The 26,334-nt window shown below is 48.8% G+C and carries 21 protein-coding genes; 10 read left to right on the top strand and 11 right to left on the bottom strand.

The annotated features are described in order from the left end of the window. Positions 1-235 precede the first annotated feature (235 nt). Positions 236-1,774, top strand: coding sequence for an SMP-30/gluconolactonase/LRE family protein (locus tag Pan54_RS15480; protein ID WP_146504337.1), 1,539 nt, complete (start codon positions 236-238; stop codon positions 1,772-1,774). Between the two features lie 86 nt (positions 1,775-1,860). Here Pan54_RS15480 and Pan54_RS15485 read toward each other — a convergent pair whose 3' ends face one another. Continuing rightward, the gene (locus Pan54_RS15485) at positions 1,861-3,072 is read right to left on the bottom strand and encodes a DegT/DnrJ/EryC1/StrS family aminotransferase (protein WP_146504338.1); all 1,212 of its coding nucleotides are present in this window, start codon (positions 3,070-3,072) and stop codon (positions 1,861-1,863) included. Between the two features lie 647 nt (positions 3,073-3,719). On the opposite strand from Pan54_RS15485, the gene Pan54_RS15490 reads away from it, so the two are divergent. The 3 genes from Pan54_RS15490 to Pan54_RS15500 all read left to right on the top strand — a co-directional run bounded on the left by Pan54_RS15490 (position 3,720) and on the right by Pan54_RS15500 (position 6,985). After that, a complete protein-coding gene (locus Pan54_RS15490; protein WP_146504339.1) occupies positions 3,720-4,109 on the top strand; it encodes a hypothetical protein in 390 nt (129 codons plus the stop codon). A gap of 294 nt (positions 4,110-4,403) precedes the next feature. Then, positions 4,404-5,237, top strand: coding sequence for a ParA family protein (locus Pan54_RS15495; protein WP_146504340.1), 834 nt, complete (start codon positions 4,404-4,406; stop codon positions 5,235-5,237). Between the two features lie 320 nt (positions 5,238-5,557). Next, positions 5,558-6,985: a class II fumarate hydratase gene (locus Pan54_RS15500; RefSeq protein ID WP_146504341.1), complete on the top strand. Its 1,428-nt coding sequence runs from the start codon at positions 5,558-5,560 to the stop codon at positions 6,983-6,985. Between the two features lie 107 nt (positions 6,986-7,092). On the opposite strand, the gene Pan54_RS15505 is transcribed toward Pan54_RS15500, so the two are convergent. Beyond that, positions 7,093-7,446: a winged helix-turn-helix transcriptional regulator gene (locus Pan54_RS15505; protein WP_146504342.1), complete on the bottom strand. Its 354-nt coding sequence runs from the start codon at positions 7,444-7,446 to the stop codon at positions 7,093-7,095. A 115-nt stretch (positions 7,447-7,561) separates the two neighbouring features. On the opposite strand from Pan54_RS15505, the gene Pan54_RS15510 reads away from it, so the two are divergent. Continuing rightward, a complete protein-coding gene (locus tag Pan54_RS15510) occupies positions 7,562-7,999 on the top strand; it encodes a cupin domain-containing protein (RefSeq protein ID WP_165441799.1) in 438 nt (145 codons plus the stop codon). 81 nt (positions 8,000-8,080) lie between these two features. Here the strand turns inward: Pan54_RS15510 and lepB are convergent, their stop codons facing one another. The 5 genes from lepB to bioB form a co-directional block, all read right to left on the bottom strand. Beyond that, positions 8,081-10,003, bottom strand: a complete 1,923-nt coding sequence (gene lepB / locus Pan54_RS15515; protein WP_207310153.1) for a signal peptidase I — start codon at positions 10,001-10,003, stop codon at positions 8,081-8,083. A 19-nt stretch (positions 10,004-10,022) separates the two neighbouring features. Further along, entirely contained in the window at positions 10,023-12,569 is a 2,547-nt protein-coding gene (locus Pan54_RS15520; protein ID WP_165441800.1) for a ComEC/Rec2 family competence protein, read from the bottom strand. A 111-nt stretch (positions 12,570-12,680) separates the two neighbouring features. Next, positions 12,681-13,538, bottom strand: coding sequence for a sugar phosphate isomerase/epimerase family protein (locus Pan54_RS15525; protein ID WP_146504345.1), 858 nt, complete (start codon positions 13,536-13,538; stop codon positions 12,681-12,683). Positions 13,539-13,594: 56 nt separating this feature from the next. Then, positions 13,595-13,810: a hypothetical protein gene (locus Pan54_RS15530; protein ID WP_146504346.1), complete on the bottom strand. Its 216-nt coding sequence runs from the start codon at positions 13,808-13,810 to the stop codon at positions 13,595-13,597. A 571-nt stretch (positions 13,811-14,381) separates the two neighbouring features. Then, positions 14,382-15,407 (bottom strand): biotin synthase BioB, encoded by a 1,026-nt coding sequence (bioB, locus tag Pan54_RS15535; RefSeq protein WP_146504347.1) that lies wholly within the window; start codon positions 15,405-15,407, stop codon positions 14,382-14,384. 325 nt (positions 15,408-15,732) lie between these two features. Between bioB and Pan54_RS15540 the strand changes: the two genes are divergently transcribed. The 3 genes from Pan54_RS15540 to Pan54_RS15550 all read left to right on the top strand — a co-directional run bounded on the left by Pan54_RS15540 (position 15,733) and on the right by Pan54_RS15550 (position 19,107). After that, complete coding sequence (locus tag Pan54_RS15540; RefSeq protein WP_146504348.1) at positions 15,733-16,065, top strand: helix-turn-helix transcriptional regulator; 333 nt, start codon at positions 15,733-15,735, stop codon at positions 16,063-16,065. Further along, positions 16,052-17,443, top strand: a complete 1,392-nt coding sequence (locus Pan54_RS15545) for a hypothetical protein (RefSeq protein WP_146504349.1) — start codon at positions 16,052-16,054, stop codon at positions 17,441-17,443. Before Pan54_RS15540 ends, Pan54_RS15545 begins: the two co-directional genes overlap by 14 nt. A 65-nt stretch (positions 17,444-17,508) precedes the next feature. Beyond that, complete coding sequence (locus tag Pan54_RS15550; protein ID WP_146504350.1) at positions 17,509-19,107, top strand: ThuA domain-containing protein; 1,599 nt, start codon at positions 17,509-17,511, stop codon at positions 19,105-19,107. Positions 19,108-19,288: 181 nt separating this feature from the next. Here the strand turns inward: Pan54_RS15550 and tatC are convergent, their stop codons facing one another. Beyond that, positions 19,289-20,407, bottom strand: coding sequence for a twin-arginine translocase subunit TatC (tatC, locus tag Pan54_RS15555; RefSeq protein ID WP_146504351.1), 1,119 nt, complete (start codon positions 20,405-20,407; stop codon positions 19,289-19,291). 423 nt (positions 20,408-20,830) lie between these two features. Between tatC and Pan54_RS15560 the strand changes: the two genes are divergently transcribed. Then, entirely contained in the window at positions 20,831-22,327 is a 1,497-nt protein-coding gene (locus Pan54_RS15560; RefSeq protein ID WP_146504352.1) for a PQQ-like beta-propeller repeat protein, read from the top strand. Positions 22,328-22,457: 130 nt separating this feature from the next. On the opposite strand, the gene Pan54_RS15565 is transcribed toward Pan54_RS15560, so the two are convergent. Continuing rightward, a complete protein-coding gene (locus Pan54_RS15565) occupies positions 22,458-22,994 on the bottom strand; it encodes a peptidylprolyl isomerase (protein WP_146504353.1) in 537 nt (178 codons plus the stop codon). Positions 22,995-23,237: 243 nt separating this feature from the next. Then, entirely contained in the window at positions 23,238-23,621 is a 384-nt protein-coding gene (locus Pan54_RS15570; protein ID WP_146504354.1) for a group I truncated hemoglobin, read from the bottom strand. 411 nt (positions 23,622-24,032) lie between these two features. Between Pan54_RS15570 and Pan54_RS15575 the strand changes: the two genes are divergently transcribed. Beyond that, the gene (locus Pan54_RS15575) at positions 24,033-25,697 is read left to right on the top strand and encodes a putative transporter (protein ID WP_146504355.1); all 1,665 of its coding nucleotides are present in this window, start codon (positions 24,033-24,035) and stop codon (positions 25,695-25,697) included. A 72-nt stretch (positions 25,698-25,769) separates the two neighbouring features. Here the strand turns inward: Pan54_RS15575 and Pan54_RS15580 are convergent, their stop codons facing one another. Beyond that, a complete protein-coding gene (locus Pan54_RS15580; RefSeq protein WP_146504356.1) occupies positions 25,770-26,219 on the bottom strand; it encodes a DUF423 domain-containing protein in 450 nt (149 codons plus the stop codon). Positions 26,220-26,334 lie beyond the last annotated feature (115 nt).

Consider the following 26,334-nt stretch of genomic DNA (forward strand, 5'->3'; position numbering starts at 1 on the left):
GAGTCCGTGAGGAGAAATCTGTGCAGGATTGAGCCCGCGCATTGAAAATCGGCGTAGCTTCGTTCACAATCTTAATTAAGTTCATTCATTGCGGGCTAAGTTTATACAAATCGTCAGGAATTGACAGGTTCGATCAGGAAGCCTCCCGCAAAATCTCCTGGTTGAAACTCGGTCACCGGCGTGACTGGAGTTTTCTGTCTCTGTCGTTTCGTTGTCTATTATTGCGAGGAATGCCATGAAATCCATGGAAATGCTCAAATCGGGCCTGCTCAGCTGTATCACGTCGACACTTGTTGTTCCGGTCGTCCTCACCTCTTTACTATCCGCTTCTGCAATGGCAGGGGAATGGGACGAGATTCTGCCGCCAGGCTCCCAAGTGGAGAAACTAGCAGAAGGCTTCAAGTTTACCGAAGGACCTGCCTGGCATCCCGAAGGATTTCTCCTCTTTACGGATATTCCGAACGATCGCATTGTTAAATTCGATGCAAACGGCAAACTCTCCGATTTTGCCACTCCCGTCGGTCGTTGTAATGGTCTGATGTGCGACCAGCAGGGATTCATCTATGCCTGCCAGATGGGTGACGGGCATGTCATGAAAATGGATGCAAAAGGAAAAGTTCTCGGATATCTGGTCGACACTTTCAATAATGATCGGATGAACGGCCCAAATGATCTGGCGATCGACAGCCAGGGGGGGATGTATTTTACGGATCCTTATTATGGTCCTGAGATGGAACTGCCTCAGCCAATGATGGCGGTGTACTACATTCATCCGGATGGTAAAACAGTTCGAATCATTGAAGATCTCGAACGACCAAACGGGGTGACAATCTCTCCCGATGGAAAACTGCTGTATGTAGCTGAGCCCAATCGGGGCGAAGTTTATCGCTACAGTATTCAGGCTCCCGGTCAGGTGACAGCCGGCCATTTGATTTACAAGGGCGATCCTGAAATTGATGGCAATGGCGGTCCTGATGGAATGACTCACGATATCCACGGGAATCTTTATGCAACTTACGATGGGATTGTCGTCTTGAATCCCGCTGGCGATTTGATTGGACGAATTGCGACACCGGAAAAACCAGCGAACTGCACCTTTGGTGGTCCTGAGAACAAGACGCTTTACATTACCGCCCGTACTGGTTTGTATAAGATTGAACTGGGAGTACCCGGCATTGCGTTGCCGAAGCAGGGACCTGAACTGGCTGAAGTGACAGGTATTGAGCCCAATCTTCCGGGCGTTCCTGTGATGCTGGCTGAAGAGGAAAAGAAAGAAACAAAGACGAACGATGTCAATCTGGGTGAACTAACTTTGTCGATACCAGAGTCTTGGGAAAATCAGCCTCCTGATAACCGTTTGCGTCTGGCTCAGTTCTCCATTCCTGCTGCTGAAGGTGCAGACGGATCAGCCGAACTCGTTGTCTTCCCGCCATTCGGAGGTTCAGTCGATGACAACATCACTCGCTGGATTAATCAATTTGATTCCGAAGGTTTGGAGCTGAAACTGACACAAGGGACTACCGAGCAGGGAAAATATCATATGGCGAACATCGCTGGTCTGTATAAGAAGCCAGACGGTCCTCCATTCTTGCGCAAAACCATTGACGCACCCGATCATCGGATGCTGGCCGTGATTCTGGAAATCAAGGATCAGGGAAACTACTTCCTGAAACTGGTCGGGCCACAGAAAACAGTTGATGGGGTCATCGAAGATTTCCGCAAAAGTTTCGGAGCGGATGTGAAATCCGAGAAAGAGTACAAGATTGCAAATTAATCTTTACTGCTTGCTACATTCTGTGACAAATAAAAAACGCCGCCCTGAATTCTGGGGCGGCGTTTTATTATGATCAACGAGCAATTCTAAGCGGCTTTGGATATCGACGATGATTTCGATTGAGCAGAGCGAACGGCTTTGCCAACTCCAGAGACAACTCGTTCGAGTTGACCGAGGTTGAGTTCGGCAAAAATGGGCAGAGCCATGATATCTCGGCTGAGTTGTTCGGAAATCGGGAACTGACCTTCTTTGTATCCATGATGGGCAAAGCAAGGTTGCAGGTGCAGTGGTTGTGGATAATAAACGGCACAACCAATTTGCTGTTCACGCAGAGAATTCAAGACTTCGTCTCGCAGGCCATCGTGAACACGAACACAATATTGATTGTAGACGTGACGGCGATCGGGCAATGTTTTTGGCAACTGGATCACACTGCCCAATTGTTCGCGATCAAACAGCTCCTGATACCAGCTGGCGTTACGTTGCCGGCCTTCGGTCCAGCTGTCGAGATATCGTAATTTCACTGACAGGACGGCTGCCTGCAGCGAATCGAGTCGACTGTTCATCCCAAGATCGATATGCTGATACCGACCGGCATCGCCATGAACACGCAATCGCTTCAACCGAGTCGCCAGTTGAGCATCGTCAGTCGTGATCATCCCACCATCGCCGGCTCCACCCAAATTCTTTGTCGGAAAGAAACTGAAACAGCCAATGGTGCCCAGAACGCCGGTTCGACGTCCACGATATTCCGATCCGATCGCCTGAGCAGCATCTTCAATAACTGCCAGATTGTGCTTCGTGGCTATTCGATTGATTTCTTCCATTTTGGCGCACTGTCCAAAAATGTGAACCGGCATAATGGCCTTGGTTCTGGAAGTGACAGCCGCTGAGATAGCCTGAGGATTGATGTTGAAACCATTTTCTTCGACATCGACAAACACCGGCTTGGCTCCAACACGCTCGATGGAACTGGCGGTCGCGAAAAAGGTGAACGGTGAAGTGATGACTTCATCACCCGGTCCAATATTAAGCGCCTGCAACGCCAGAATTAATGCATCCGTACCGGACGCACATCCGATTGCTTCGCGAGAATCACAATAACTGGCAATTTCAGACTCAAATTTGGAGACTTCATCACCCAGCACAAATGTCTGATTTTCAAAGACACGCTGAACGGCTTCATCAATCTCTTGCTTGATACTTTGATATTGAGGCTTCAGATCAATCAACGGAATTGGATCATGAGCAGAAGAAGAGGTGGGAAATGGGACAGTCGAAGCCACGGGCTTAGTCATGTGCGACTCCATTCGCAAATATTTGAGGGATGAGAACACGATTCATTCGTGATCTGACACTAATTGAGCGATTCAGCAGGTTAATGGTGATTGAGATGATTGTCTCAAATCGTGTTGCTCCTGTGAATTTGTGGAGACGGTAAATTGAACGGTAAGTTCTGTCAATAGTTTCTGTGAATCTGAGTTCAGACGGTAAGAAATGCCTTCTGATGGTCCTTTTTTGTAAATCTTGCAAACCTCGTCGCATCAATAGATACTCATTCAAATCGGTTGAAATTTGCCATCCCGATTAAAATCACAGGATCTCCTCACTCATATTTCAAAGTTTCTATGGAAAAATTCCCTTCCTGGTCAGCAATATGATGTATATTTAACCCAAGCACTAAATACTATCAAAATGTCCCAAAATCCTTAAACAACCCTTGAAGGCCCTTTTCCCCAGAGTTAAACTCGTGATGAACAAGTGGTAGCGGTGATTGTAAAGTGTGGGTTCTCCATATTACCTGGTCCTGCTGATATGCCATATTTTGGCTATCGAGGGCACCTGCACCGGCCACGTGGGTCGTGTTATCTATGTTGGATGACACAATTATTTTCGTTCCAGGATCTGCAGGACAGGCAACGAAGGAGAAGTAAGATGCGTAAGAGTGGAATGTTCTTTTTGGCAGCAGTCGCGACATTGGCATTTGCGTTCACAACAAACGCAGAAGCACGACGTCACGGTAGCTCAGGAAGTCACGGCAGCTGGGGTTCTTCCGGCGGTTCAAGTGGCGGAAGCCATGGCTCAAGCGGTGGTTATCACCACAGCTCAGGCAGCCACGGTTCAAGCGGCGGAGATTCAAGTGGCGGCTCAAGCGGCGGCGACTCGGACTCTAGCGGCGGATCAAGCGGCTACAGCAGCTCAGGATCAAAAGGTTCAAGCGGATCTAGTGGTTCAAGCGGCGGACGACGTTTGTTCAAACGACGTGGCAGCTCAGGATCAAGCGGATCAAGCGGAAGCTGGGGTTCTAGCGGAAGCCGTGGCTAATCTTGCTTGATCATTCCTGGAATGATCATATAAGCAGGAAATGAATCCTTGTGATTCTTAGCTGATTGCTCAAGCAGAAGGTCTACTAAGACCTTCTGCTTTTTTTATGAATTTTTCTAAACCCTGTTGTGGGAGATTATTAAAATCCTTTGTATTTCAGGCCATTCAATGATCATTTTGTAACGACTGCTGTTTTCAGATCGCTATTCACCTTTGGACACAGGAGCGATATAGTTCTGCTGCTTGAAAGTCGGTCGCTTGAGGATGAGCAGAGCGACATTAAAACAAAGAGGGAAGGACTCCGATGCGAATTATCGCCATCATGAATCAAAAGGGCGGCGTTGGTAAAACAACGTCCAGTGTTAATATTGCAGCAGGACTGGCTCGTCTGGGAAAACGGGTTTGCCTGATCGATCTCGATTCCCAGGGAAACTCGTCATCCCATCTGGGGATCGATATTAACCAGGGGATGCAAACGATCTATCAGGTTTTCTCTGGGGAACGGAAACTGGTCGAAACTCGCCAGTTGGTCAAATCCAATCTCTGGGTCGTTCCTGCCAATATTGATTTGGCAGCGGTTGAAGTTGAGTTGGTCGATGCACAGGGGCGAGAATTTATTCTTAAGCAGGCTCTGGAGCAGTTTGCGCGAGAAGAGCGTGACAAACCTCTCGACTATGTCATCATGGATTGCCCGCCAGCGTTGAACACGGTAACGATTAACGCATTGACAGCCGCCACAGAAATCTTAATCCCTGTTCAGCCACACTATTTGAGTCTACAAGGGTTATCGCGTTTGTTGGAAACGACCGCCCTGATCAAAAGACGTTTGAACCGTAATCTGATAATCACGGGCATGATGCTTTGCCTGTATGAAACAGGTACGAGACTGGCAGCTGACGTAACCGATGATTTGATGCGATTCCTGGAAGAAAGTGATCCACAGGCACCCTGGGCAAATGCGAAAGTATTTAATAGTCGCATCCGCCGAAACATCCGTCTTGCCGAAGCTCCCAGTTATGCTCAGTCCATTTTCGAATACGCTCCCGACTCGACCGGAGCCCACGATTACGGAAATCTCGTTCAGGAAGTTCTGGCCTGCGCAAAAAATCAGCATAATCCACTTTCTTCAGCAGCTTGATTTCGTTACCCGCTAAGAATTTCAAAGTGCAGACAAATTGTCTGTGCTTTTTTCTTTGGTATGTTGCGCATGACGATTGGAGAATCATTCAATTAATGTCTCATAAGCATCGGAATTCCTTCATCGAATTCTCATGCTGGCCATGTGCGATTGTCGCCTGAAATCGTTATCATGGATCGAGCGAATGATGAGACTCATGGTAATGATCTCATCAATAATCAATCATACACAAGACTGTGACGTAATTTCGGCTTAGCCGTAAATATTGCGGATCCCCAGTCGATGCTGATGCTGCCAGCGTTTGCCGAATAGGAGAAATGATGTCTGAATTCCGTATTGAATGTGACTCCATGGGAGAAGTCCAGGTCCCAAAATCAGCGTATTATGGAGCACAAACTCAACGAGCCGTCGAGAATTTTCCAATCTCCGGATGGACACTTCATACCGATTTGATCCATGCCATGGGGTTGGTGAAATTTGCGTGTGGAACAGCGAATCGGGATTTGGGAAAATTAACCGGCACTGGAAAACGCCCGCTCTCGGACAAAGAAGTTGAAGCGATGCTGAAAGCCTCTCAGGAAGTGTCTGCCGGAAACTATGACGATCAGTTTCCGATTGATGTTTTTCAGACAGGATCTGGAACTTCGAGCAATATGAATTGCAATGAAGTGATCAGTAACCGAGCGATTGAAATTCTGGAAGGTGATCGCTTTGCTGCTGAAAAACCAGTGCATCCCAACGATCATGTCAATATGGGACAAAGTACGAATGATACATTCCCGACAGCCATTCATGTCGCCGTCGGGATTGCCATCAAAGAGAAACTGATTCCCGCGCTCGAAAAATTTCAACAGTCTCTGAAAAAGAAGTCGGAAGCGTGGGACCAGATCATCAAGATTGGTCGAACTCACCTGGCGGATGCGACTCCTTTACGTCTTGGCCAGGAATTTGGTGGATTTGCACGTCAACTTGAGTTGAGCGTACAGCGGGCAAAGTTGGCGTTGGAGTCAATTCTGGAATTGCCGGTCGGTGGGACCGCCGTTGGTTCGGGGATTAACACACATCCTGAATTCGGTTCCCGCGTCGCTAAAGTACTCGCGGATGAGACAGCTATCGATTTCGTGGAGGCTGAAAATCATTTTGAAGCCAATGCCCAGCGGGATGGTCTGGTGGAATGCCACAGTCAATTGAAAACAATCGCAACCACTCTGTTTAATCTCTCCAATAACATTCGCTGGTTAGGCTCGGGACCTCGGTGTGGTTTCAATGAAGTGATTATTCCGGATCGTCAGCCGGGAAGTTCGATCATGCCGGGGAAGGTGAATCCCGTCATGTGCGAAAGTATGATGCAGGTTACGGCTCGGGTGATTGGAAATGACGGAGCGATCACAATCAGCGGAGCAGCAGGCGGAAACTTCCAGCTCAATATCATGATGCCCATGATGGCTCAAACGACACTGGAAAGTGTGAATTTACTGGCATCAGCCTCTGATGCCTTTGTCGAATTCTGCAGCGATGACCTGGAAGCCAATGAAGAAGCCTGCAACGCAGCTGTCGAAAAAAGTTTGTCGATGGTGACGAGCCTGAATCCTCACATTGGCTACGAAAAGGCTTCCAAACTTGCTAAGGAAGCTTTCAAGTCTGGTAAAACTATTCGCGAACTGTGTAGCGAACAGAAGATTCTGGATGAGGAGACACTCAAGGAAGCCCTGGATCCAATGCGAATGACAGAGCCTCAAGTCGATTAGTGAATTACGTAGAACAGAAATACTTTGGGCGTGGTCATAACTAATGACCACGCCTTTTTTCGTCTTGAAGTTGCAGTGACCAGGAAGCAGAAATACAAGTAAGTCGGTTATGAAGTCTGTTCCATTTCATCAAAGGGTTTAGTCCCTTCAATATATTTCAGTCCCCAATTAAATATGGATTTGAGAATTGGTTTGAGAGTCTTTCCTTTTTTAGTCAGTCGATAAGCCTCACGGCTCGGAATGGTCTCTGAAGGGTATTTCTCCACAATACCATGCTCCAGCAATCGGGCCAGACGGTTGGAGAGGATATTGGTCGCGATCCCCTCAGGAGACTTCTGAAATTCGCTGAAATGGGACTTGCCCAGGGCCAGATCGCGAACTACGAGTAAGGTCCACTTGTCGCCGATCAAATCGAGTGTACAGGCTACCGGACAGGGGGATCGATGAGATTCAGGTTTCATGACGGATACTTTGGGTTTTGGACTTGTCATAAAGACAGACACTTGCATAATGCAAGTACGTCAGTTGCTTGCATTATGCAAGTGTGTGAAAATTAACACAATTCAGGAGAAGTTGATGAGTAATTATACCATATTCGAAGCCGGAAGTTGGAATGATCTTGGCCAGCATGTTTTTGAACTTGGCCAATTGAAAGGGAAGGGAAAATTGTTTCTGGGAGATCTTCTAAAAACGACCGGCTGTGAGATTTCTATGAATCGAGTAGAGGCCGGGCAATCTTATCCATTCCATCACAAACATCATCAGCAGGAAGAAATTTATATCGTGGTTTCAGGACGTGGCGAATTTCAGATCGATGGTGAGATATTTCCAGTTCAGGAAGGTAGCGTGCTGAATGTTCGCCCTGCTGGTGTGCGGACTTATCGGGCCAGCCAAGAGGAACCTCTGTGTTATCTTTGTATTCAGGCAACTGAAAACAGTTTAACCAGCCATACCATTGGGGATGGAGAAATTGTTCCGGGTGAAGTCGAGTGGCCTGCTCAAAGTATTGTCTGATCTCGTATTCTGTACTTATCAAAAAGACAAAGCTCCTCTGACAAATGCCAGGGGAGCTTTCAGATCGTAGAAAAAACGACTTTATCGAATCCGCTTCATCCGCCAGAAGTTGGGATAGAACGGTCCGTAGTGAAGTGGATAGCTGCGGTCAGTCACAATTTCTCCCTGGCGGGTGAACTTCTTGTGATAGCTGAGTGTGACGGCATATCCACTGTCGACGCCGATCGGAATTGCATGGGGCCAGTAAATGTAAAACGCTTTGCCAACAAATGCCTGGCGAGGAACGGTATGTGTCGTTTCCCAGAAGCGTCCATCGGAGCTCATCGGGCTGTTATCACCAAGTACAAAGAAATTGTCTTCGGGAATTTGGATTTCATAGAAATCAATTTCCTTGCCATGATTCCGGTACGCTCTTTGCCATTCGGACACGTTGTCGAGCAGCAATTCTCCATTTTCGAGTGAGATACCGCTACCTCGATAATAAATGTCACGCAAGATTCTCAAGTCAGAAACGGACCCAGTCATGCCCTGCATGGCAATTCCTACAGGCGTATAATCGGACGCGTCGGGCATCATGCCGTGCAGTTCACTGCTTTCATAATTGGCTGCTTCTCCAAAGTCGATCAGGTCATCATCAATCCAGAGGCAGAGTCGATCATCGACATTCGCAAACCAGAAGGTGTGACTTCCTGTTCCTTTGAACGATGTGTTCGCAGTGGCAAGTTCAATTTCTTCATCTGGATTCAATCCCGCTTCCACCCGCACCAGCCGAGCTTCGCCGGTATTGGGGTTCAAATGACAGCGATACCAGTGAATCCCTTCGGTCAGCTCGATGGTGAAATTGGCTCCTTCCTGAATCTCATCAATATCGACAGAACCTGTAATGTTTAAATCACCCACCCAGAATAATTCGTCTGTGCTCGATCTTCTGAGCGTATCTTCGACGACAGTGTTATAACCACAAAAGTCACCGATCAATCTTGGACGAGGCTCGACAGGGTCATTCGCTTCAATGCTCATCCAGGTCGAATCTTTCGGCGCAAAATGACGATAACGCAACCAGGTCGGCTGATTCGGCTTCTGCCCTTCTTTTGTCAATTGATAGGACCGACTTTCCTCATTCAACTTCCAGGTATTGGGTGCTTCTGACCAGCCTGCAATGGAGCCCTCTGCATTTGTTCTATCAACACCCGCCCAGCGATTTGGCCAGCCAGCCTCCTTCAAAGCCTCGCAGGGAAATGCATCGTTATAAACAGGAATTTGAATAACCCGCTGTTTATTGGGATTATCTTTCCGCAGGATTTCTTCACGTCCATTCTCGGTCACACGGTACAAATTGCCATGATGAATCCGAATCGTTTCTCCCGGCAAGCCGACGAGTCGTTTGATGAAGTTGGTTTTCGAGTCTTCCGGATATTTGAAAACGACGACATCAAATCGTTTTGGTGTCCCCAGTTCGTACTGGAACTTATTAACGAGAATCCGGTCTCCTTTGAATGGAGGAGATGCAAAGGCGGAAGGATTACTGAAGCGGCAATTGGGGCAGCGTGCCTCGTGAATTCGGCTGTTGGGAATGAGCACCGTTCCATCGCGAGTCACTTCGGAACTGGCCCCGAACTGAAAAGTGTAACCACACTGCTCACATTGCATATCTTTATGCCGTCCGAACAGAGTGGGAGCCATCGAACCGGTCGGAATGACGAACGCTTCTGCCTCGAATGTTCGGAATAGAAAAGCCAGCACAAATGCAAAGACAATCGATTCGATCGTTTCTCGAGCCGTCTCTTTTTCTTTCGGTTTTCCCTTAGAGGGTTTCGTCTCTACTGACTTTTCAGTTTTTGTAGAAACCACGGGAGTTTCAGTTTTGGCAGGTTCGTTCATATTATAACTTTCCTCGTGATGCGTTCCCTGATCACGAGTCGTGAGATTTTGAGGCAGGCAAAAGCAGGTTTCCTTATTGATAATATCCTGTACGCTAATGCAATGCCAGACGTTGGACAACATCGGACCCACATAAGACTGTTCAGTTCTCCAACGGGATACCCCAGTGCTGATTTCTTTGCCATTGTTCAACTGAAAAATGGCCCTGAGCATCAATTCGACAGCGAACCGCTCCACCAGTCGTCCACAGAACTTGTTGTGGATTATAGAGTTCTGTCAAATAGTCTCGATGATCTTCATCACCGGTCGAAAAGACGATAATCTCCGCAGCAGCCCATTTCACAAAATCTGGCGCATTATCTTTAATACTGCCATGATGCGGAGCGACGAAGAAATCGTATCCGGGAGAGGTCTCTTCGAATAAGCGTTTTTGTCCGTTCCCCGAAACATCAGCCGGAAACAGCAGATGACGATCGGCGTATTCGACTTCCATCACGATGGAGTGTTCATTATCGCTGGCCGAATATGGGAGAGGCGATGTGCCGCATTGGAGTGTGGATATTCGCACATTTTTATCCAGTTTGATTTCGTCTTCAGGTTGCAACAACTGCAATTTAATCTGCTGGTCTGCTGCTTTTTCAACGATGGCTGACAAACCGGGATGTCTGGGGTTTAATCCAACTGGATTCAAAAAGATGGTGTGAATCGGGACTTCGTCCATCAAAAACGGAATCGCATTCAAGTGATCGGTATCTGTGTGCGAGATTATGATGGCGTCAAGCCTATTGCATCCCAGATCACTCAAACTGGCGGTGATGGCGGATGAGGCAAAGCGGCCGTTTTCCATTGAACCAGCATCAAAGAGGATGGTCTGGCCATTCGGACAACGCATTAAACAGGCATTGCCATGTCCAACACTCAATACGCGACACTCCAGCGACTGCGTAAAGAATGAATTTGATATCGGAGATAAGCCGACCACCAGCAGCAGGCACCAGCTTATTGAAATCCCAGCTTTCAATGGCATGGTCGTCTGTTTCGGGAGAAATACCAGCAAACCCGTGAGTAGACAGAAACAAGCAACAATCCAGGAATTCATACCGGATGGCAACCACTGGAGTGGACCATGAGAAAAAAGTTCTGCTAATTCGCTCATCAGCATGAGAATGTAATGAGTGGGGTTTGCGATTAGACTGGCAATTGTGGTTGAGAAAAATCCGATCACTGCTGTCAGGATCAATCCCGGAAGTGCAATCGCCAGTAACGGCAACGCCAGCACCGTCGCAGGAATACCTGCGAGAGAGACTAGATGAAAATGAGCCGTCAGGATGGGAAGGAGAAACAGGGTGATCGCCAGAGAAATGAACGCCGTTTGTTTGAGGAAGAGAATCACTTTACGGAGACCCAATTGAAAATAAGTGGGAGAATCGGACGTTGATTCCGAAGCTAGCAATTGCGTTTCTTCCTGCTTACGAAACAGACTCGGCATCCATTTCCAGCAGCCGAGGATGGCGACGATGGCCAGAAAAGAAAGCTGCGTCCCCACATCAAACAGCCAACTCGGGTTGACGATCAGGCAGATCCAACCCGCTAATCCAAGTGCTTGAACGGTTCTGATCTTTCGAAAACTCGTCCAACTCCAGAATAACATCAACCCCAGCAACCAGGCTCGAAACACGGGCGGTCGAAACTCGGCGAGAATCCAGGCGAGCGTCATACCCGCCAAAGTAAATTGGTTAAACGACCGAGACGTTCCCCCCAGCAGGCAAGCCAACCAACCTGCCAAAGCCCCAATTAATGCAACATGCAGGCCGGAAATCGAAAGCAGGTGCATCAGGCCACTACGGCGAAACGCAGTGTTAACCTCATCATCCAGCTGGGTACGATCCCCCAGAATCAAAGCATTCGCCATCGCAGCCGAATCTGTCGGCAATGTCTGCTGAAAGACTTCACGAATTCGGATGCGGACATCATCCAAGCCTTGATGAAACCAGCTAAGAATATGAATGTCTGCTTTCTTGAGAACCTGAACGCCCTCTGCATGTTCGCAAAAGAGCGTAGTCAGGATCGAGTCTCTTCGTTGATCTTCTGCAAAATCGTAAGTCCCAGGATTGCGGTTCGGTGGCAGATTTCGCATTTTCCCAACGACGAGAATTTGATCTCCAGTTTGAACTCCGCTAAAAGCTCCGGAAACTGTCAGTCGGATGCGTCCGCTGACGGGAAGCGTGCGATCAGTCAAATGAATTTGCTCGGATTGAATGTGAAAGATCGTCCGATCGGAACCTGGCCAGGCTGAAGCGAAATCGGGAAGTTGGTTTTCTTTCCAGATCGGCTCAGAAAGAACTGTCGCCTCCAATAGAACGGGTGTCGCCTCTTCACTGGCATAATTTCGGATATGCTTCGGAGGAATCAATTCCCAGAACCAATGATGCCAACTGGCTCCGCAAATCGTCACTGCACCGCAAAGAAAGGTCAACGCAAGTTGCCCCTGAAGCCGCTGGAGAATCAACCAGCTAATCAGTAGAAAAAGTTCCAGAAAGACCAGCAATTCCCAGCGCCAGAAATCAAAGCGGCTACTGAGAACTCGGTCAACTACGATTCCGTAAGCAAATAGGATTGCCACAACCAAAGCGGGAGAACGAGGAGTCGGCTTGCAAGTCGAATCCTCATTCTTCTCGTGTGGATTCACTGTGACAATCCTCAATTAAAACAGCATACAAGCACGAAGCGCAAGTGAGTGAGTTACGGTAGTCACATTATTTGACACACTCGCTTGCGCTTCGTGCTTGTAATTCTTTGTTTACGACCACAATTCTGCGCGAAGTGATTCAAGCAGCGAAACCGCTTCGCCGACGTCGATTTTCTGTTGAGCGCGGTCTTCGGAAAGTTCGCGTTCAATGGTGAGCGGGCCTTTGTAGCCGATTTCTTTGAGAGTCGTGAGATACTCTTTCATATTGACATCGCCCTTGCCAAGAGCGACTTCACTTCCCCAGGCTGTGCCGCGATCTTCTTCGTTTTCTGCCCAGACAGCATCCTTGCAATGGACGCTGCGAACGTGCGGGGCAACTTTCTTGAGAGCTTCGATCGGATCGCCTGTGCCGTAGAGAATCATGTTGGCCGGATCGAAATTGATGAAGATGTTTTTGCGATTCACATCGCTCAGAAAACTGAGCAAATGCACGGCTGTTTCCTGACCGGTTTCCAGATGCAGTTTCTGGCCATGCTCTTCGAGTTCATCGAGCAACGCCTGAGTGACGGCAATCAAATCGCGATACGATTCCGAATTCCGATCTTCCGGCACAAAGCCAATATGCATGCCGAGTGTATCGCAACCGAGTTCGCGGGCGAATTCAGCCGTCAGTTGAGCATCGATCGCACGTTCCTGTCGCGTTACTTCCGGAACCAGTCCGACAGTCTTGGCAGTCGTGGCGATATCGGCGTAACTCTCGTTCGAGAATCCACAGAAGACGCAGGTTACTGTAATGCCGGCAGCCTGACATTGAGCCAGGAACTCTTTCGCCCGGGCAGGAGTCCGCTGGTCGGCATGGGGGGTATGAATTTGAATCGTCGGAATCCCCAATTCGGAAACCACATCCAGGTGCACACCGAAACCGGCATCAATAGAAGTAAACACACCAATCGGCCAAACATCCGTCATCGCTGTTCCTCTTATGTTATTGAGCTCAACTTACCAGAAGTAGCATAATCAGAGAGTCACTCATTCGCCAAGGGAAGCGGAGGAGTTGAGTCGTCAAAGTTTTCAATTTGGGGATCTTCGGGCTGCTTGATTTTGAAGAGATAGTTTTCCAACAGCAGCCCCAGAATCATCCCAGAGAGTGGACCAATCAACATCATTTTTGCTGGATCAAAGTAGCCCCATAATTCGTAAAAGTTATTCAGGAATGGGAAAAGTGCCCCCATCATTGTCATTGGTGCAACTGGTCCACATTTGAAAATCAATGAGAGGTTTGAGAGCAGCCAGAGAACGATAAATCCTACTGGTATTACAATCGGTGAGTTATTGGGAGAGTGCGGCCCGGCGAAAGAGTGCCAGCTCCAATAGATTAATTAACTGCAGCAACTGATCGCCAACAGATGAAGAGCAATCAGACTCCGAGAAATCCGGGCGGATTTTGAGTAATGGAGCTTCATGAGAGCATCCTTTCAGTCACTTTGTGACATTCGGCCCGGAATTTTACGAACTATTAGAATCAGCACAAAATGCAGGATAGACCCGAAATATTCTTTCAGGGGGCCCAGCAGCAAGAAGACTGCGAGAAACCCCATCGTCAAACTGAAGGCCTCTTGTGGACTTCGTCCACCCAGATAGCGGAGCTATCTGGGCTACCCATTCTATGTGAGTCGAAGGGTGGCGGGGGCGCTCTCGAAGGGAAGCCTCCCCCGAATCGTTGAACTTCCGGGGGCTTCCGCTAATGCGGAGCGCCCCCGCAACTCTTAATCGATTGGAATCAATCAAACGATCTGATCATCTGTGCGTCGTTCAGACCAACTCTGTTGGTTTTTCGGATTCAAATCCCTGAGTCACGACTTCGAAGCCGAGATCTTTGATGATCTGGTAATCTTCGGAGGGGGTCTGACCTTTGGTTGTCAGATAATCGCTCACGAACATCGAATTTGCGGGGTAAAGACCGAATGGCTGCAGGGTGCGGAGATGAATTTCGCGTCCGCCTGCGATTCTCAGTTCCGTCGAGGGATTTGTGAAGCGGAACAGGCAGAGGGCTTTCAGGCATTGCTGGGGGTCGAGTTCCGACACGTTTTCGAGAGGCGTGCCTTCGATCGAGGTCAGGAAGTTGACGGGTATTGATTTTACATTCAGTTCGCGAAGTTCGTTCGTCACGCGGATGAGATCATCATGAGTTTCGCCCATGCCGACGATAATTCCGCTGCATAATTCCATCCCGGCTGCCTGAGCAACTTTCAAGGTATCAATGCGATCCTGATAAGTATGTGTTGTACAAATTTTGTCGTACAACTCGCGGGAGGTATTCAGGTTATGATTGATGCGATCGACACCGGCATCGGCGAGAATCTGTGCCTGTTCGGGTTTCAAAAGTCCGAGGCAGCAGCACAAGTGCATGCCCAATTCTTCTTTGATCCGCTTGGCGGCTTTGGCGACATGCTCGACTTCGCGATTCGTCGGCCCGCGTCCGCTGGCGACAATGCAGTAGGTTTTGGCTTGATTTTCTTTTGCCTGACGAGCCCCGGCTAATAATTTTTCTTCATTGAGCCAGGCATATTTTTCGATCGGAGCATCGGACACTTTCGACTGCGAGCAGTAGCCGCAATCTTCGGGACAAAGTCCGCTTTTGGCGTTTTTCAGATAATAGAGCTGAACCTGATTCCCAAAATATTGATGTCGGACGCGAAATGCGGCCTGCAATAATCCGAGCAGTTCTTCATTCGGACAATCCAGAATCGCATGGGCGGTCGCATCATCGACGGTGCCACCGTTTAAGACGGAGTCTGCCAGGTCGTTCCAGGAAATCGCTTGAGATTGGGAAATCATATTCAGATCTGCTCGTTATTTGGCGGTTCAGTTCTCCAGAAAGAAATTTTGGAGAATGAGCCGTGGGTCAATAATAAATCATTCCGAGCAGTCTATCTCAGTTGAGCATCCAGTCCAACCGTGCACGGTTTTCCTTTTCGAAGTCTTTAATTGATACAAGCACGAAGCGCAAGCGAGTGAGTCGATTAATCGGGGAGTCGTGGACACACTCGCTTGCGCTTCGTGCTTGTATTTTGCAATCCCATCAAAATTTTTGAATTTGTTGTTGACAATTGATACATAGCCCGGCTATACATAGGGAGTCGATGCATAGGAGGAAATTAAAATGGATCCCACACTCATTTCCGGCACCCTCGAATTAATGATTCTGGAAGTGCTGGCCAATTCGCCGAGCTACGGGTACGAAATTACCCAGTCGGTCAAAATCCGCTCGGGCGAGCGGTTTCTGCTCAAAGAGGGAAGTTTGTATCCCGGCCTGCACAGGCTGGAACGTAAAAAAATGCTGGAGTCGTTCTGGCAGCAGGTCGAGGGCCGCAAGCGAAAATACTATCGCATCACGGCTCTCGGTCAGAAAGAACTCGCACAGAAGAGAAAGACGTGGTCAGAATTCTCTGCGGGCATTCAAGGAATTCTGGGGGCCAATTGTGGACTGGCATGAAGAGATCACTGCGAAGCTACCTCCACACCACGAGGAAGAACCGGCCACTCTTCGCGAAGAAATTATCTGCGAACTGCGAGACCACCTCGAAGCATCGTTCCGGCGCGAACTGTTGCTTTGTGACGATGCCAACATCGCTCGACAACGCGTCCTCAAACACTTCGGCAACCCGGCTGACATCGCTCTGAATCTCTGGTACGAAGCTATGAAAGGCAAACTGATGACGAATAAAATTTCACTGGCCCTCACGGCGATTGTGGCAATTCTCTGCTTCTGCATGATCGGTGTGATGTGGAATGTCATGTCGACTCAGGCGGAAATGAATCGCTCGCAAGTCGAAGCAATGATGGCGCAGACGCAGATGATGATGGAACAGTTCAAATCGAACTCGAATCAGAAGGAGGAATCTGGAATAGCCTCGGATTGGGCAGAATTCACTGTCTCTGCATTGCCACTGAAATCGTCAGAAAATGTAACGCCACCAAAAATTGAAATCCGACTAATCAGCAATTCCATCATCTCACCGGGAAACTTTGGAGGCTCGATTTCAGATTCTGTCAAATTGCAGCCGGGGGAAAGTCATAACTTTGGGTCTTTGCCAGCAGGACAATATCAATTCAGTTTGACTGGACCCGCTGGATTTGGGGCAAATCGTCAATTTTTGCTAGGGCCAGGTCGTGAGCAAAATTATGAGTTTGAAATTTTTTCTGAGCTGCCGGAACAACTACCATTAGAAATTAAGTTCAATACAACTGATGGACAGTCATTGAGAAATGATGATCAAGTGCTTTTGCTGTTCGTCGTGGATGTCGATCCTATCGAGATGAAAACAAATACATGGGGGCGCATGAGTGATATTGTTATCGTTACTGTCAATGCGAACGGGAATGTTCTGGAAATACGCGGCGACAATGAGACCTCAGCAATTGACGTAGTAGCCAGCGTGAAAAATCAAATGTTTTATTGCCTGCCTGGAAAATATGCTCTTGCTCAAATTTGTCTTCATCGGACTTTGCAGGATAACTCCGTAACAAAATATTATTCAGCTCCGGCACGCTATGAAGCGCCTGAAAGTTCGATTCCGAATTATTCCATTTACGATCACTTATTTTATCGTCCACACGCAGGCACTTCAGTAGAAGTCAACTCTATTCCTGGGCAAAATAATTATGTCGGTCGACTTCCCGATGATAAGTCTTTGACGATCGATCTGACTCCAGTGCTGAATTTGGATGAGTCTAACATGGCCACACGTTTGGTTGAGTATCCTTGGTCAGATGTTGAAATTCAAAACTCAGGTTATGGTGGAGGATTGGGAACGCCTCCTGGCAATGGTGGACAATTTAGAGGATCGAATTCCGGTGGCGGATTTTACTAAACACTTGGAGGATGTTCTCCAACCCGGTATTCTCAATTGATCCCAACTCATGCAGGAGAATACCGATGCTGAAAATTTTCATGACGGCCGTCTTTCTAATCGCGGCTCTACCTCTTTCTGTTCTCGCCGAGCCTATTGAACTTTCGTTGCGGTCTCAGCAGGAAACGAAAGCGGGGAGCGGGCGATATCATCAGACGGTTCATGCCGAAACCTGGCAGCCTGAGCAGACGGCTCTGATTTTGTGCGATGTCTGGGATTCGCACACCTGTCAGAATGCAGTTTTGCGTCTCGAACAGATTGTCCCCCGACTCAATGAAGTCGTTCAGCAGGCTCGTGCAAATGGCGTGACGATCATTCATGCTCCAAGTGGTTGCATGGATAACTATGCCGATCACAAGGCTCGGCAACGGGCTGCCACTCTGGCGAAAGTTGAGCAGATTCCTGAAGAGATCAACAAATGGTGCTATCAGATTCCAGCCGAGGAAGCCGGGGTTTATCCGATCGATCAAACCGATGGCGGGAATGACGACACTCCCGAGCAAAAATCCAAGTGGATCAAACAACTCAATGCGGAAGGTCGCAATCCGAAGCGTCCCTGGAAGAAAGAACATCCGGGAATTGAAATCGATGCCGAGCAGGATTTCATTTCGGATCGTGGGGATGAAGTCTGGAGTATTCTGGAAAGTCGCGGCATCAAAAATGTGATGATTGCTGGCGTGCATACCAATATGTGTGTGCTTGGTCGACCATTCGGTTTACGTCAAATGGCCCGCAATGGCAAGAACGCCGTGCTGATTCGCGATTTGACTGACACCATGTACAACCCAGCTTCTGCTCCCTATGTGAGTCACTTTACGGGCACGGATCTGATCATCTCCCACATTGAACGGTTCGTTTGCCCGACGATTTCGAGTGATCAATTGATTGGGGGTGTTCCTGTTCGCTTTGAGAATGATAAACGGCCGCATCTGGTTATGGTGATCGCTGAAGATGAATACGATACGGCAGAATCATTACCTCCATACGCGAAGGAAGAACTGGGCAAAGACTTTCGTGTCAGTTATGCGTTTGCTGCGGAAGAGGACCGCAATCTGATTCCCGGCATCGAGAAATTGAAAGAAGCCGACATCGCTTTGATTTCTGTTCGCCGTCGTGTGCTGCCTAAAGATGACATGCAGATTGTGCGGGATTATGTCGCGAGTGGAAAACCGGTAGTCGGCATTCGGACGGCCAGTCATGCGTTTTACATCAAGAAAGCCCCCCCTGAGGGATACGGCGACTGGGAAACTTTCGATCAGGACGTTTTCGGCGGCAACTATCACAACCATTACAAAAACGATTTGAAATCATCCGTCCGAATCGCTCAGGATGTCGAGCATCCGATTTTGAAAGGCATCGATCGTAGTCTGATCTTTCCTCAAGGCTGGTCTCTCTACAAAGTGATGCCCCTGGCTGAGGGAACGACTCCACTCATGTTTGCGAAAATCGAAGGCTATCCCGAAGAACCGGTCGCCTGGACATTCAAGCGAAAAGACGGCGGACGATCTTTCTACACCTCACTCGGCAATGTCGACGACTTCAAGCAGCCTGCGTTTCGGACAATGTTGAAGAATGGATTGCATTGGGCGGTGGAGAAATCGGTTCCGGATTCTGAAGTGCAGTGATCAATTCGTTCCCCATGACTTGATTTTGTATCAAGGTAAAATATACAAGCACGAAGCGCAAGCGAGTGTGTTCAATCGGACATGACACACTCGCTTGCGCTTCGTTTTTTTATTCTTGTATTCTGGGGGCTTCGCTTCGCTACGACGCCAGCCACCCATGTTCAATTACGGGCACCTCCCATCAAGTGGAAAGTTCGCCTTCCCGTTCGAAGGGATTGGCAGCAGGATTTAATTTGCAGAGATAAATCCCGAATTCGTAGAGGAATATCAGCGGGAACATCATCAGTAACATGCTGGCCGGGTCGGAGGGTGTGAGAATCATGGAAAGACCAGCGATCACCAGAATCGCCATGCGGCGCTGTTCGCGGTAAACGGTTTCGGTGAAGATGTTCAGACGGTTCAGGAAAACCATGACGAGTGGTAACTGGAAACTGATGCCGAACATCAGCGGCAGGAAGACCGCAAATGAAACCCATTCCGAAAGCCGAATCTGAGGTTGGACGTCCAGCCAGGCATTAAAGCTGAGTAGGAATTCCAGGATGAACGGGAAGACGACGTAAAAACAGAATACCGCTCCGATTAAGAAAAGCACCAGACTGAGGGAGCCGTAGAGATAAACAAATTTGCGTTCGTGCGGGTATAAACCGGAAGCGACGAACATCCAGGCGTTGAAGAAAATCCAGGGACTGGAGAGCACAACCCCAGAGACCAGGGCCACTTTCACATACGTTAAAAAGGCTTCCTGTACATTCAGGGTGACTGGTCGATTGGTTTTCTTGACCACTTCTCGAAAAATTGAGAACTCGGGTGCGCGAATTCGGAGGGTGATTTCTGCAGGTTTGGCTTTAGGGTCTGTGGACGATGTCCCTACGGGAGTTGGGAATTTTCCTGGATCGGCTTTGTGAAGTGCGTTCAGCAGGTCGGCTTGAGGAATTTGCACATCAATTTGCGGGCCGTTCAATCGGGCATTGGCTCGGGGGATCCCCGTCGCTTCTTCTTCAAGCTCTTCCTCAGTTTTCTTCTTGCCTTCGGTGAGCGATGTCGTCCAGCTGACAAAGCGTTCGATGAATGAGTCATCGCCGAGATCATCAATCCGGTGTTCGCCGAGACCGTGTCGGATCAAGGCTCGATCGATCGGACTGCGGACCAGTGCGACGAGCTTGTTTCCGAAAATGAGCGTAAAAATCGAAACGAGAATCACGCCGAGCAATGCTCGTATCAAATAATAGCGCAGCTCTTCGAGGTGATCCCCGAAGCTCATGCTGGAGTCGTCAAACAGGTCTTTGGATCGGAGTGCCATGATTATTTCACTTCTTCGCACAGGAATGGTGGCGCAAATTCCGTGAGGAAATGTGCCTGGAGATTTGCCGGAGAACGTGATGGGTACTCGGTCGGGCAAAAGGAGATTTACCCCGGAGAGCAATGTTCGCAACCTGCCGTCCAGGTGATTTTCAACTTCCTCAATATCAGCGACGAAGTTGAAATTTAATAACCCAGACTACAGGAAGATCTATTATGGACAGGAAACCGGCCTGATGCAACGCAAATCGGTCATGGAAATGATTCCCGAATGCGAAAGGGTCAATCTTGCAAAATCATAGAAATATGCGATGACTGGTAAATAGCGAGTCAACATGTTTTGATATCATCAATATTCCGTCAACTGATGAACCGTATTTTACGGATAGTTGAGTACTGAAATTATGATTCAGGAGAGAATCTCATGCGGCTACTTTCTCAATTCTCTGCGGTTCTGAGCATTTCCTGCTGTTGTTTGATTGCGATCTCTGCGAATTCAGCCTGTGCAGCCGACTGGAATCAATGGCGGGGACCTGACCGGACTGGCTATGTTGCGACTACCCCTGCTGTAATCTCTGAATTACCGGCTCTGGGGTTAACACCGACTTGGATTACCGACTCGATTCCTTCTGCCAAAGGCGGCGGCTGGGGATCTCCTGTGGTGGCGGATGGTAAGGTCTATCTGTTTGCCCATAAGAAAGAACTGGTGGGGGATCCGCCGGGAGAGAAACAGTTTCCGTATTTGTCACCTGAAAAGCGAACACCTCTTTCTGATGAAGAATATGCAGAATACGAAAAGAATCGCCGAGCCGAGGATGCCGAGCGGGCCAAGGCTTATGAGTTTCGTGAATTTGTGCTGGCTTACGATGCATTGACTGGTCAGGAAGAGTGGGTCAACCAGAGTGAATCGACCTATACCCGATTTCCCCAATCGGGATGTCCAACGATCGTGGCCGGGAAATTATTAATTCTCGGAGCAGGTCGGACGGCTCGATGTCTTGATGCGAAAACTGGTGAGCAACTCTGGGAAACTAAACTGCCCGGCGAGTTCAGCGACGAATTTTACCAGGCTTCGGTTCTGGTGGTCGATCAAATCGCTGTATTTAATGCGACGCATTTATTCGGGCTGGATCTCAACTCTGGATCCATCGTCTGGTCAGGAGATCCCGAGCAGACGAAAAGTAAACACGCTTCGCCGGCCGCCTGGACACATCAGGGAAAGAACTATGTGATTTCTATTGGCAATGGCGGCGATGCGGTTTGCTTGAATCCACAAACTGGCGAAGTGATTTGGAAAGTCGCTGCGGAGGGCGGAAGTGCTTCGCCCGTTGTTACAGGTGACAAGTTGCTGATTTATGGCAATAGCCGCAAGAAGGGGCTGGCCTGCTTTAAGATGACGCCTCAGGAAGCGGATCAAGTATGGGTCTTTCAGCGAGTGACCGACAAAGGGAGTACGCCGATTGTTGCCAATGGAGCCGTCTACGTGCAGGGGGAACGCAAACTGGCTTGTGTGGATCTGGAAACGGGTCAGCAAATGTGGATGGCGAATCTCGATATGGAAAATCCGCAATGGGGTTCACCCATTGCAGCGGGGGATATTGGATTTTACGCCTACGATGGCATACTGGGATTCTCCTTGAACCCAGATGAATTCGTAACCCGGTTCGATGCCAAGATCGACAAGAATCATCTGCTGGCGCCGACGAGTCATTTTCGAGAGCTTTATCAGATGGACAGCAACGACCTCGATGCCGAGGCTCGTAAGAAAGCGTTGAAGGACTATCAGCAAAACGTCGGACGGCACGGTCCTCTCAAATGCGCCACCCCAGCATTTGCGGATGGATTTCTGTATCTGCGATTGAGTGATCGACTCGTCTGTTACGATTTGAGGGCTGCATCACAACAGGTTTCGCAGAGGTGATTGTTAGCACTTAACATTCTGGGGGCTTCGCTGCGCTACGACCCCAGCCACCCACGATTGATCAAAACAATAAGGGAACGCGAGGTTAAATACCTCCCGTTCCCTTTTTTACCCTCAACCTTCAACCAATTTACTTCGCCGTTTCAATCACGCGGCTCGATTTGATTTTCACCTCTTCGAGAGGCTTATCGGCAGAGTTGGTTTCGACGCCACCGATTTTCAGGACGACATCCAGAGAATCCTGGTCTGCTGTTTTTCCAAAAACGGTATACTGGTTATCCAGATGGGGAACTCGTCCCAGGCAGATGAAGAATTGAGAACCGGCAGAGTTCGGATCGCTCGTGCGGGCCATCGACAAAACACCGGCTTCGTGGGGTTTGTCGTTGAATTCCTGAGGAATGGTATAGCCCGGCCCACCTGTTCCTGTGCCGTTTGGGCAGCCAATCTGAACGACGAAATCGGGAATCACTCGATGAGCGATGATGCCATCGTAAAAGCCGATTTTTGTCAGGCCGAGAATGTTTTTGCAGTGACCTGGAGCGACATCCAGCCACATATCGAGCAGGATTTTGCCGGCTGTGGTATCGAATTCGATTTGATAATTGTTCTTGTCGAAATCCATCTCCGCGATCGCGGCGTCTACATCGGCCCGGTAATTTTTACTCATAATTAAAACTCATTCCTGTGAAGTGCGGCTGGCATTCCCAGCCAAAACTGAATTATTTTTCCATAGATGGCGGCTAATAGGCCATACAGGTTAATGATTTAGAATGCAAATTCAAACATGCGTGGGATAATAACTCCGGGAGAAGCGATCTGTTGACAGACAAATTCGATTGCGTGAAGTTTCTGTAATGAAACCGATGATTTCGCTTACGATATCTACATTACTCAGAACCAGACGTCAGAGTTAACCGTCCGAAGAGGTCGCTCCGGTGATGTCGTTCGCGTAGGTATTAATCCGACTCACTACACCATGAATGTCATTGTCGGAAACACCGCGATTTTCCAGAACCGTGAGTAAATGTCCTACAAAAGCGGTCAGGTGTTTTGAAGTGATGCCCCGTCCGGCATGGGCGTAGGGGAGATCGAGCCCGCCATATTTTTCCGGCCCCCCGAGTGCAGCAGCGATAAACTCAGATTGCATCTGGCGCTGCTTCGGCATGTCGACGTTTTCAAAAAAACCACTTAACAGCGGATCTGCTAAAACAAGATCGTACATGTCGTCGATAATCTGCCGGATTTCTTTGGATCCTCCAAGTCGATAATACAGCGTCTCTTCGTTGGAATTCATCTGGCTACTCCTGGGAGAGTGGTTGATCGCTTTGAATAAATCCTGTTTGTGAATGAAATACTGTCAGGCAACTGGCTGTCATCTGTTTTGCGACAATCATTGGAGAGTTCTGTTCCCTGAGATCATCTCACCACAATTCAATTGTAACCGGCGGGAAAGGAAATTTGAACTGGATCGAACGTACGGATTTGTCGCACTTCATCCATCATGTCGAGAATAACCAGTAATCGCTGCTGACTTCATAAGGGTTCGTTGAAGTCAAAAATTCTCGGCTCCGGTAGTCTTGTATTTGGGAGCCTCATAGTCAAAATTTAGCCTGAAGACATAATACGAAAACAGTCTTAACAAATCGAACCGTCCCCTTTGTCTGGTTGCTCACCTTGACGAACCATCCTGGCCAGCGATAGTACTATGGATTTGCTGAATTCGCTAACTCCGACGAGTCAATCCATACTCGTTATCTCACTTGTGGCAACAACCGGCTTGGCGCTTGGCAGTCTCAAGTTTCGTGGGATCGGCCTCGGCTCTGCCGGTGCCCTGTTCACTGGAATTGCCTTTGCCCATTATGGAGTGGTGATTGAACCAGAGATTCTGCATTTCGCGAAAGAGTTCGGTCTGATTCTGTTCGTGTTCACAATCGGAATCCAATTGGGTCCGAGTATTATTGATCTGTGGAGACATCAGGGAGTTCGTCTGAATGCCTTGGCGATTCTCATCGTATTGAGCGGAGCTTTGCTGACCGTTTTGATGGCATTTCTTCTCAATATCCAGGGAGAGGCAGCCGCCGGTTTGTTTTCCGGGGCAACGACAAACACTCCTTCACTGGGAGCGGCACAGCAGGTGCTTGCGGAACAGTCGACAGATGCGGAGGGTTCGAGCAGTCTCCTCGCTTTAGGGTATGCGGTAGCCTATCCTGGAGGCATCGTCGGCATCATCGCTTCGATTCTACTTCTCAAGCGGATATTTAATATCGATCTGGAGGCGGAGAAAAAGCAACTGATCGATCAAGCTCCACAAGCCCCTCCCCTGGAACGAAGAAATCTGTTGATTCTGAATGCAAACTTGAGCGGAGTACCTCTGGGAGAAATCCCCGGGCGTCAGGAAACGCATGTGATGATCTCGCGGATCTGGAAGAAGCAGGAAGATGTCGTTCATCCTGCGGCTGATGAGACACCGGTCGAAGTCGGAGATGTGATTCTGACGGTTGGAACGGCTTCCGAATTGGATCGCTTTCAGATGATCGTCGGACAGGTTTCCGATCAGAATTTGATGGAAGCCCGTGGCGATGCCAGCTGGCAACGAGTGATCGTCACCAATAAAAAAATTCTGGGAGATTCTTTAGGTGAGTTGGGTTTGCATCAGCGATATGACGTGAATGCCACGCGGTTGATTCGAGCCGGTGTAGAGATGGTCCCAAACAGAGCGACGCGACTCCACTTCGGCGATCTGCTACGTATCGTTGGGAATACAGAGAATCTCATACAGGCATCCCGTTTTCTCGGCAATGAACCCAAAGAACTGGACCATACTCAGTTCATTCCCTTTTTTGTCGGTCTGACCGTGGGCGTCATCTGTGGTTTGATTCCAATCAGCTTACCAGGATTGCCTGTGCCTGTTCGTCTTGGACTGGCCGGTGGTCCGCTGCTGGTAGCGATTTTGTTCAGTCTGATCGGAAACTTGGGCACTCTTGTCTGGTACATTCCCAGTAATGCGAATCATTCAATCCGCGAACTGGGAATCATCCTGTTTCTGGTCTGTGTTGGGCTCAATGCGGGCGGGAATTTTATGGAGACCGTGCTCACGTCAACAGGTGCAATTTGGTTGCTGGCTGGTATTGTGATCACAATGGTTCCGTTACTGATCACCGGTCTGGTCGCCCGTTATTGGCTCCGGCTCAATTTCCTGACACTCTCAGGCGTCATTGCCGGCAGCATGACTGACCCCCCTGCACTCGCATTTGCATCATCCTTATGCCAGGCCGAGGGGGCTTCGATCGCCTATGCTGCCGTCTACCCTCTGGCCATGATGTTAAGAATCCTTGTTGCCCAAATTCTTGTCTTGCTGTTGTGCGGGTAGCCTGACAATGTCGTCCAGATTCCGTGACGGTCCTTGGAACTTGTCTAATACAAACAATTCCGGGAGTGGGGCTTATCCATTCAAAACAATCTCTTTTTCCTGCGACTTGCATAACCCAATTGCCAGCAAAAACCAGCCAATCAGAAATGAAAGTCCTCCAAGCGGGACAATCATGCCGAGCCAGGGCTGGTTCAGTAAAGCAAGCAGATAGAGACATCCTGAAAAAAGCAGAATGCCAGTGACAAAGAAATAGCCTGCAGCATTGAGCAACCGACGCGAATGATGCGGATAAAAAGCACCGATGAACAGCAATCCGAAAGCATGCCAGAACTGGTATTCTGCTCCCGTTTTGAAATCCTGCAGATACTTGTGAGCAGCAGGAATGGGGTGCCCCATGACCATTTTGGGTGGTTGGTCTCCGTAGAGCTTGATGAATCGATCTTCCAGACCATGAGCAGCAAAGGCACCAAAAATAACGGCCCAAAATGCCAGAACTGCTCCCAAGGCTCCCCAACGATTCATGATATTTTTTCCTTCAATCCTTGTGTCACAGGGGCTTTTTAAACTCAGCAGGCTGGCACGTCCCTGAGCATCGCGAAGGGCGTGGCGATGTGATATCACCACACTCACCACTTTG

The sequence above is a fragment of the Rubinisphaera italica genome, from assembly GCF_007859715.1.
Taxonomy (GTDB): Bacteria; Planctomycetota; Planctomycetia; order Planctomycetales; family Planctomycetaceae; genus Rubinisphaera; species Rubinisphaera italica.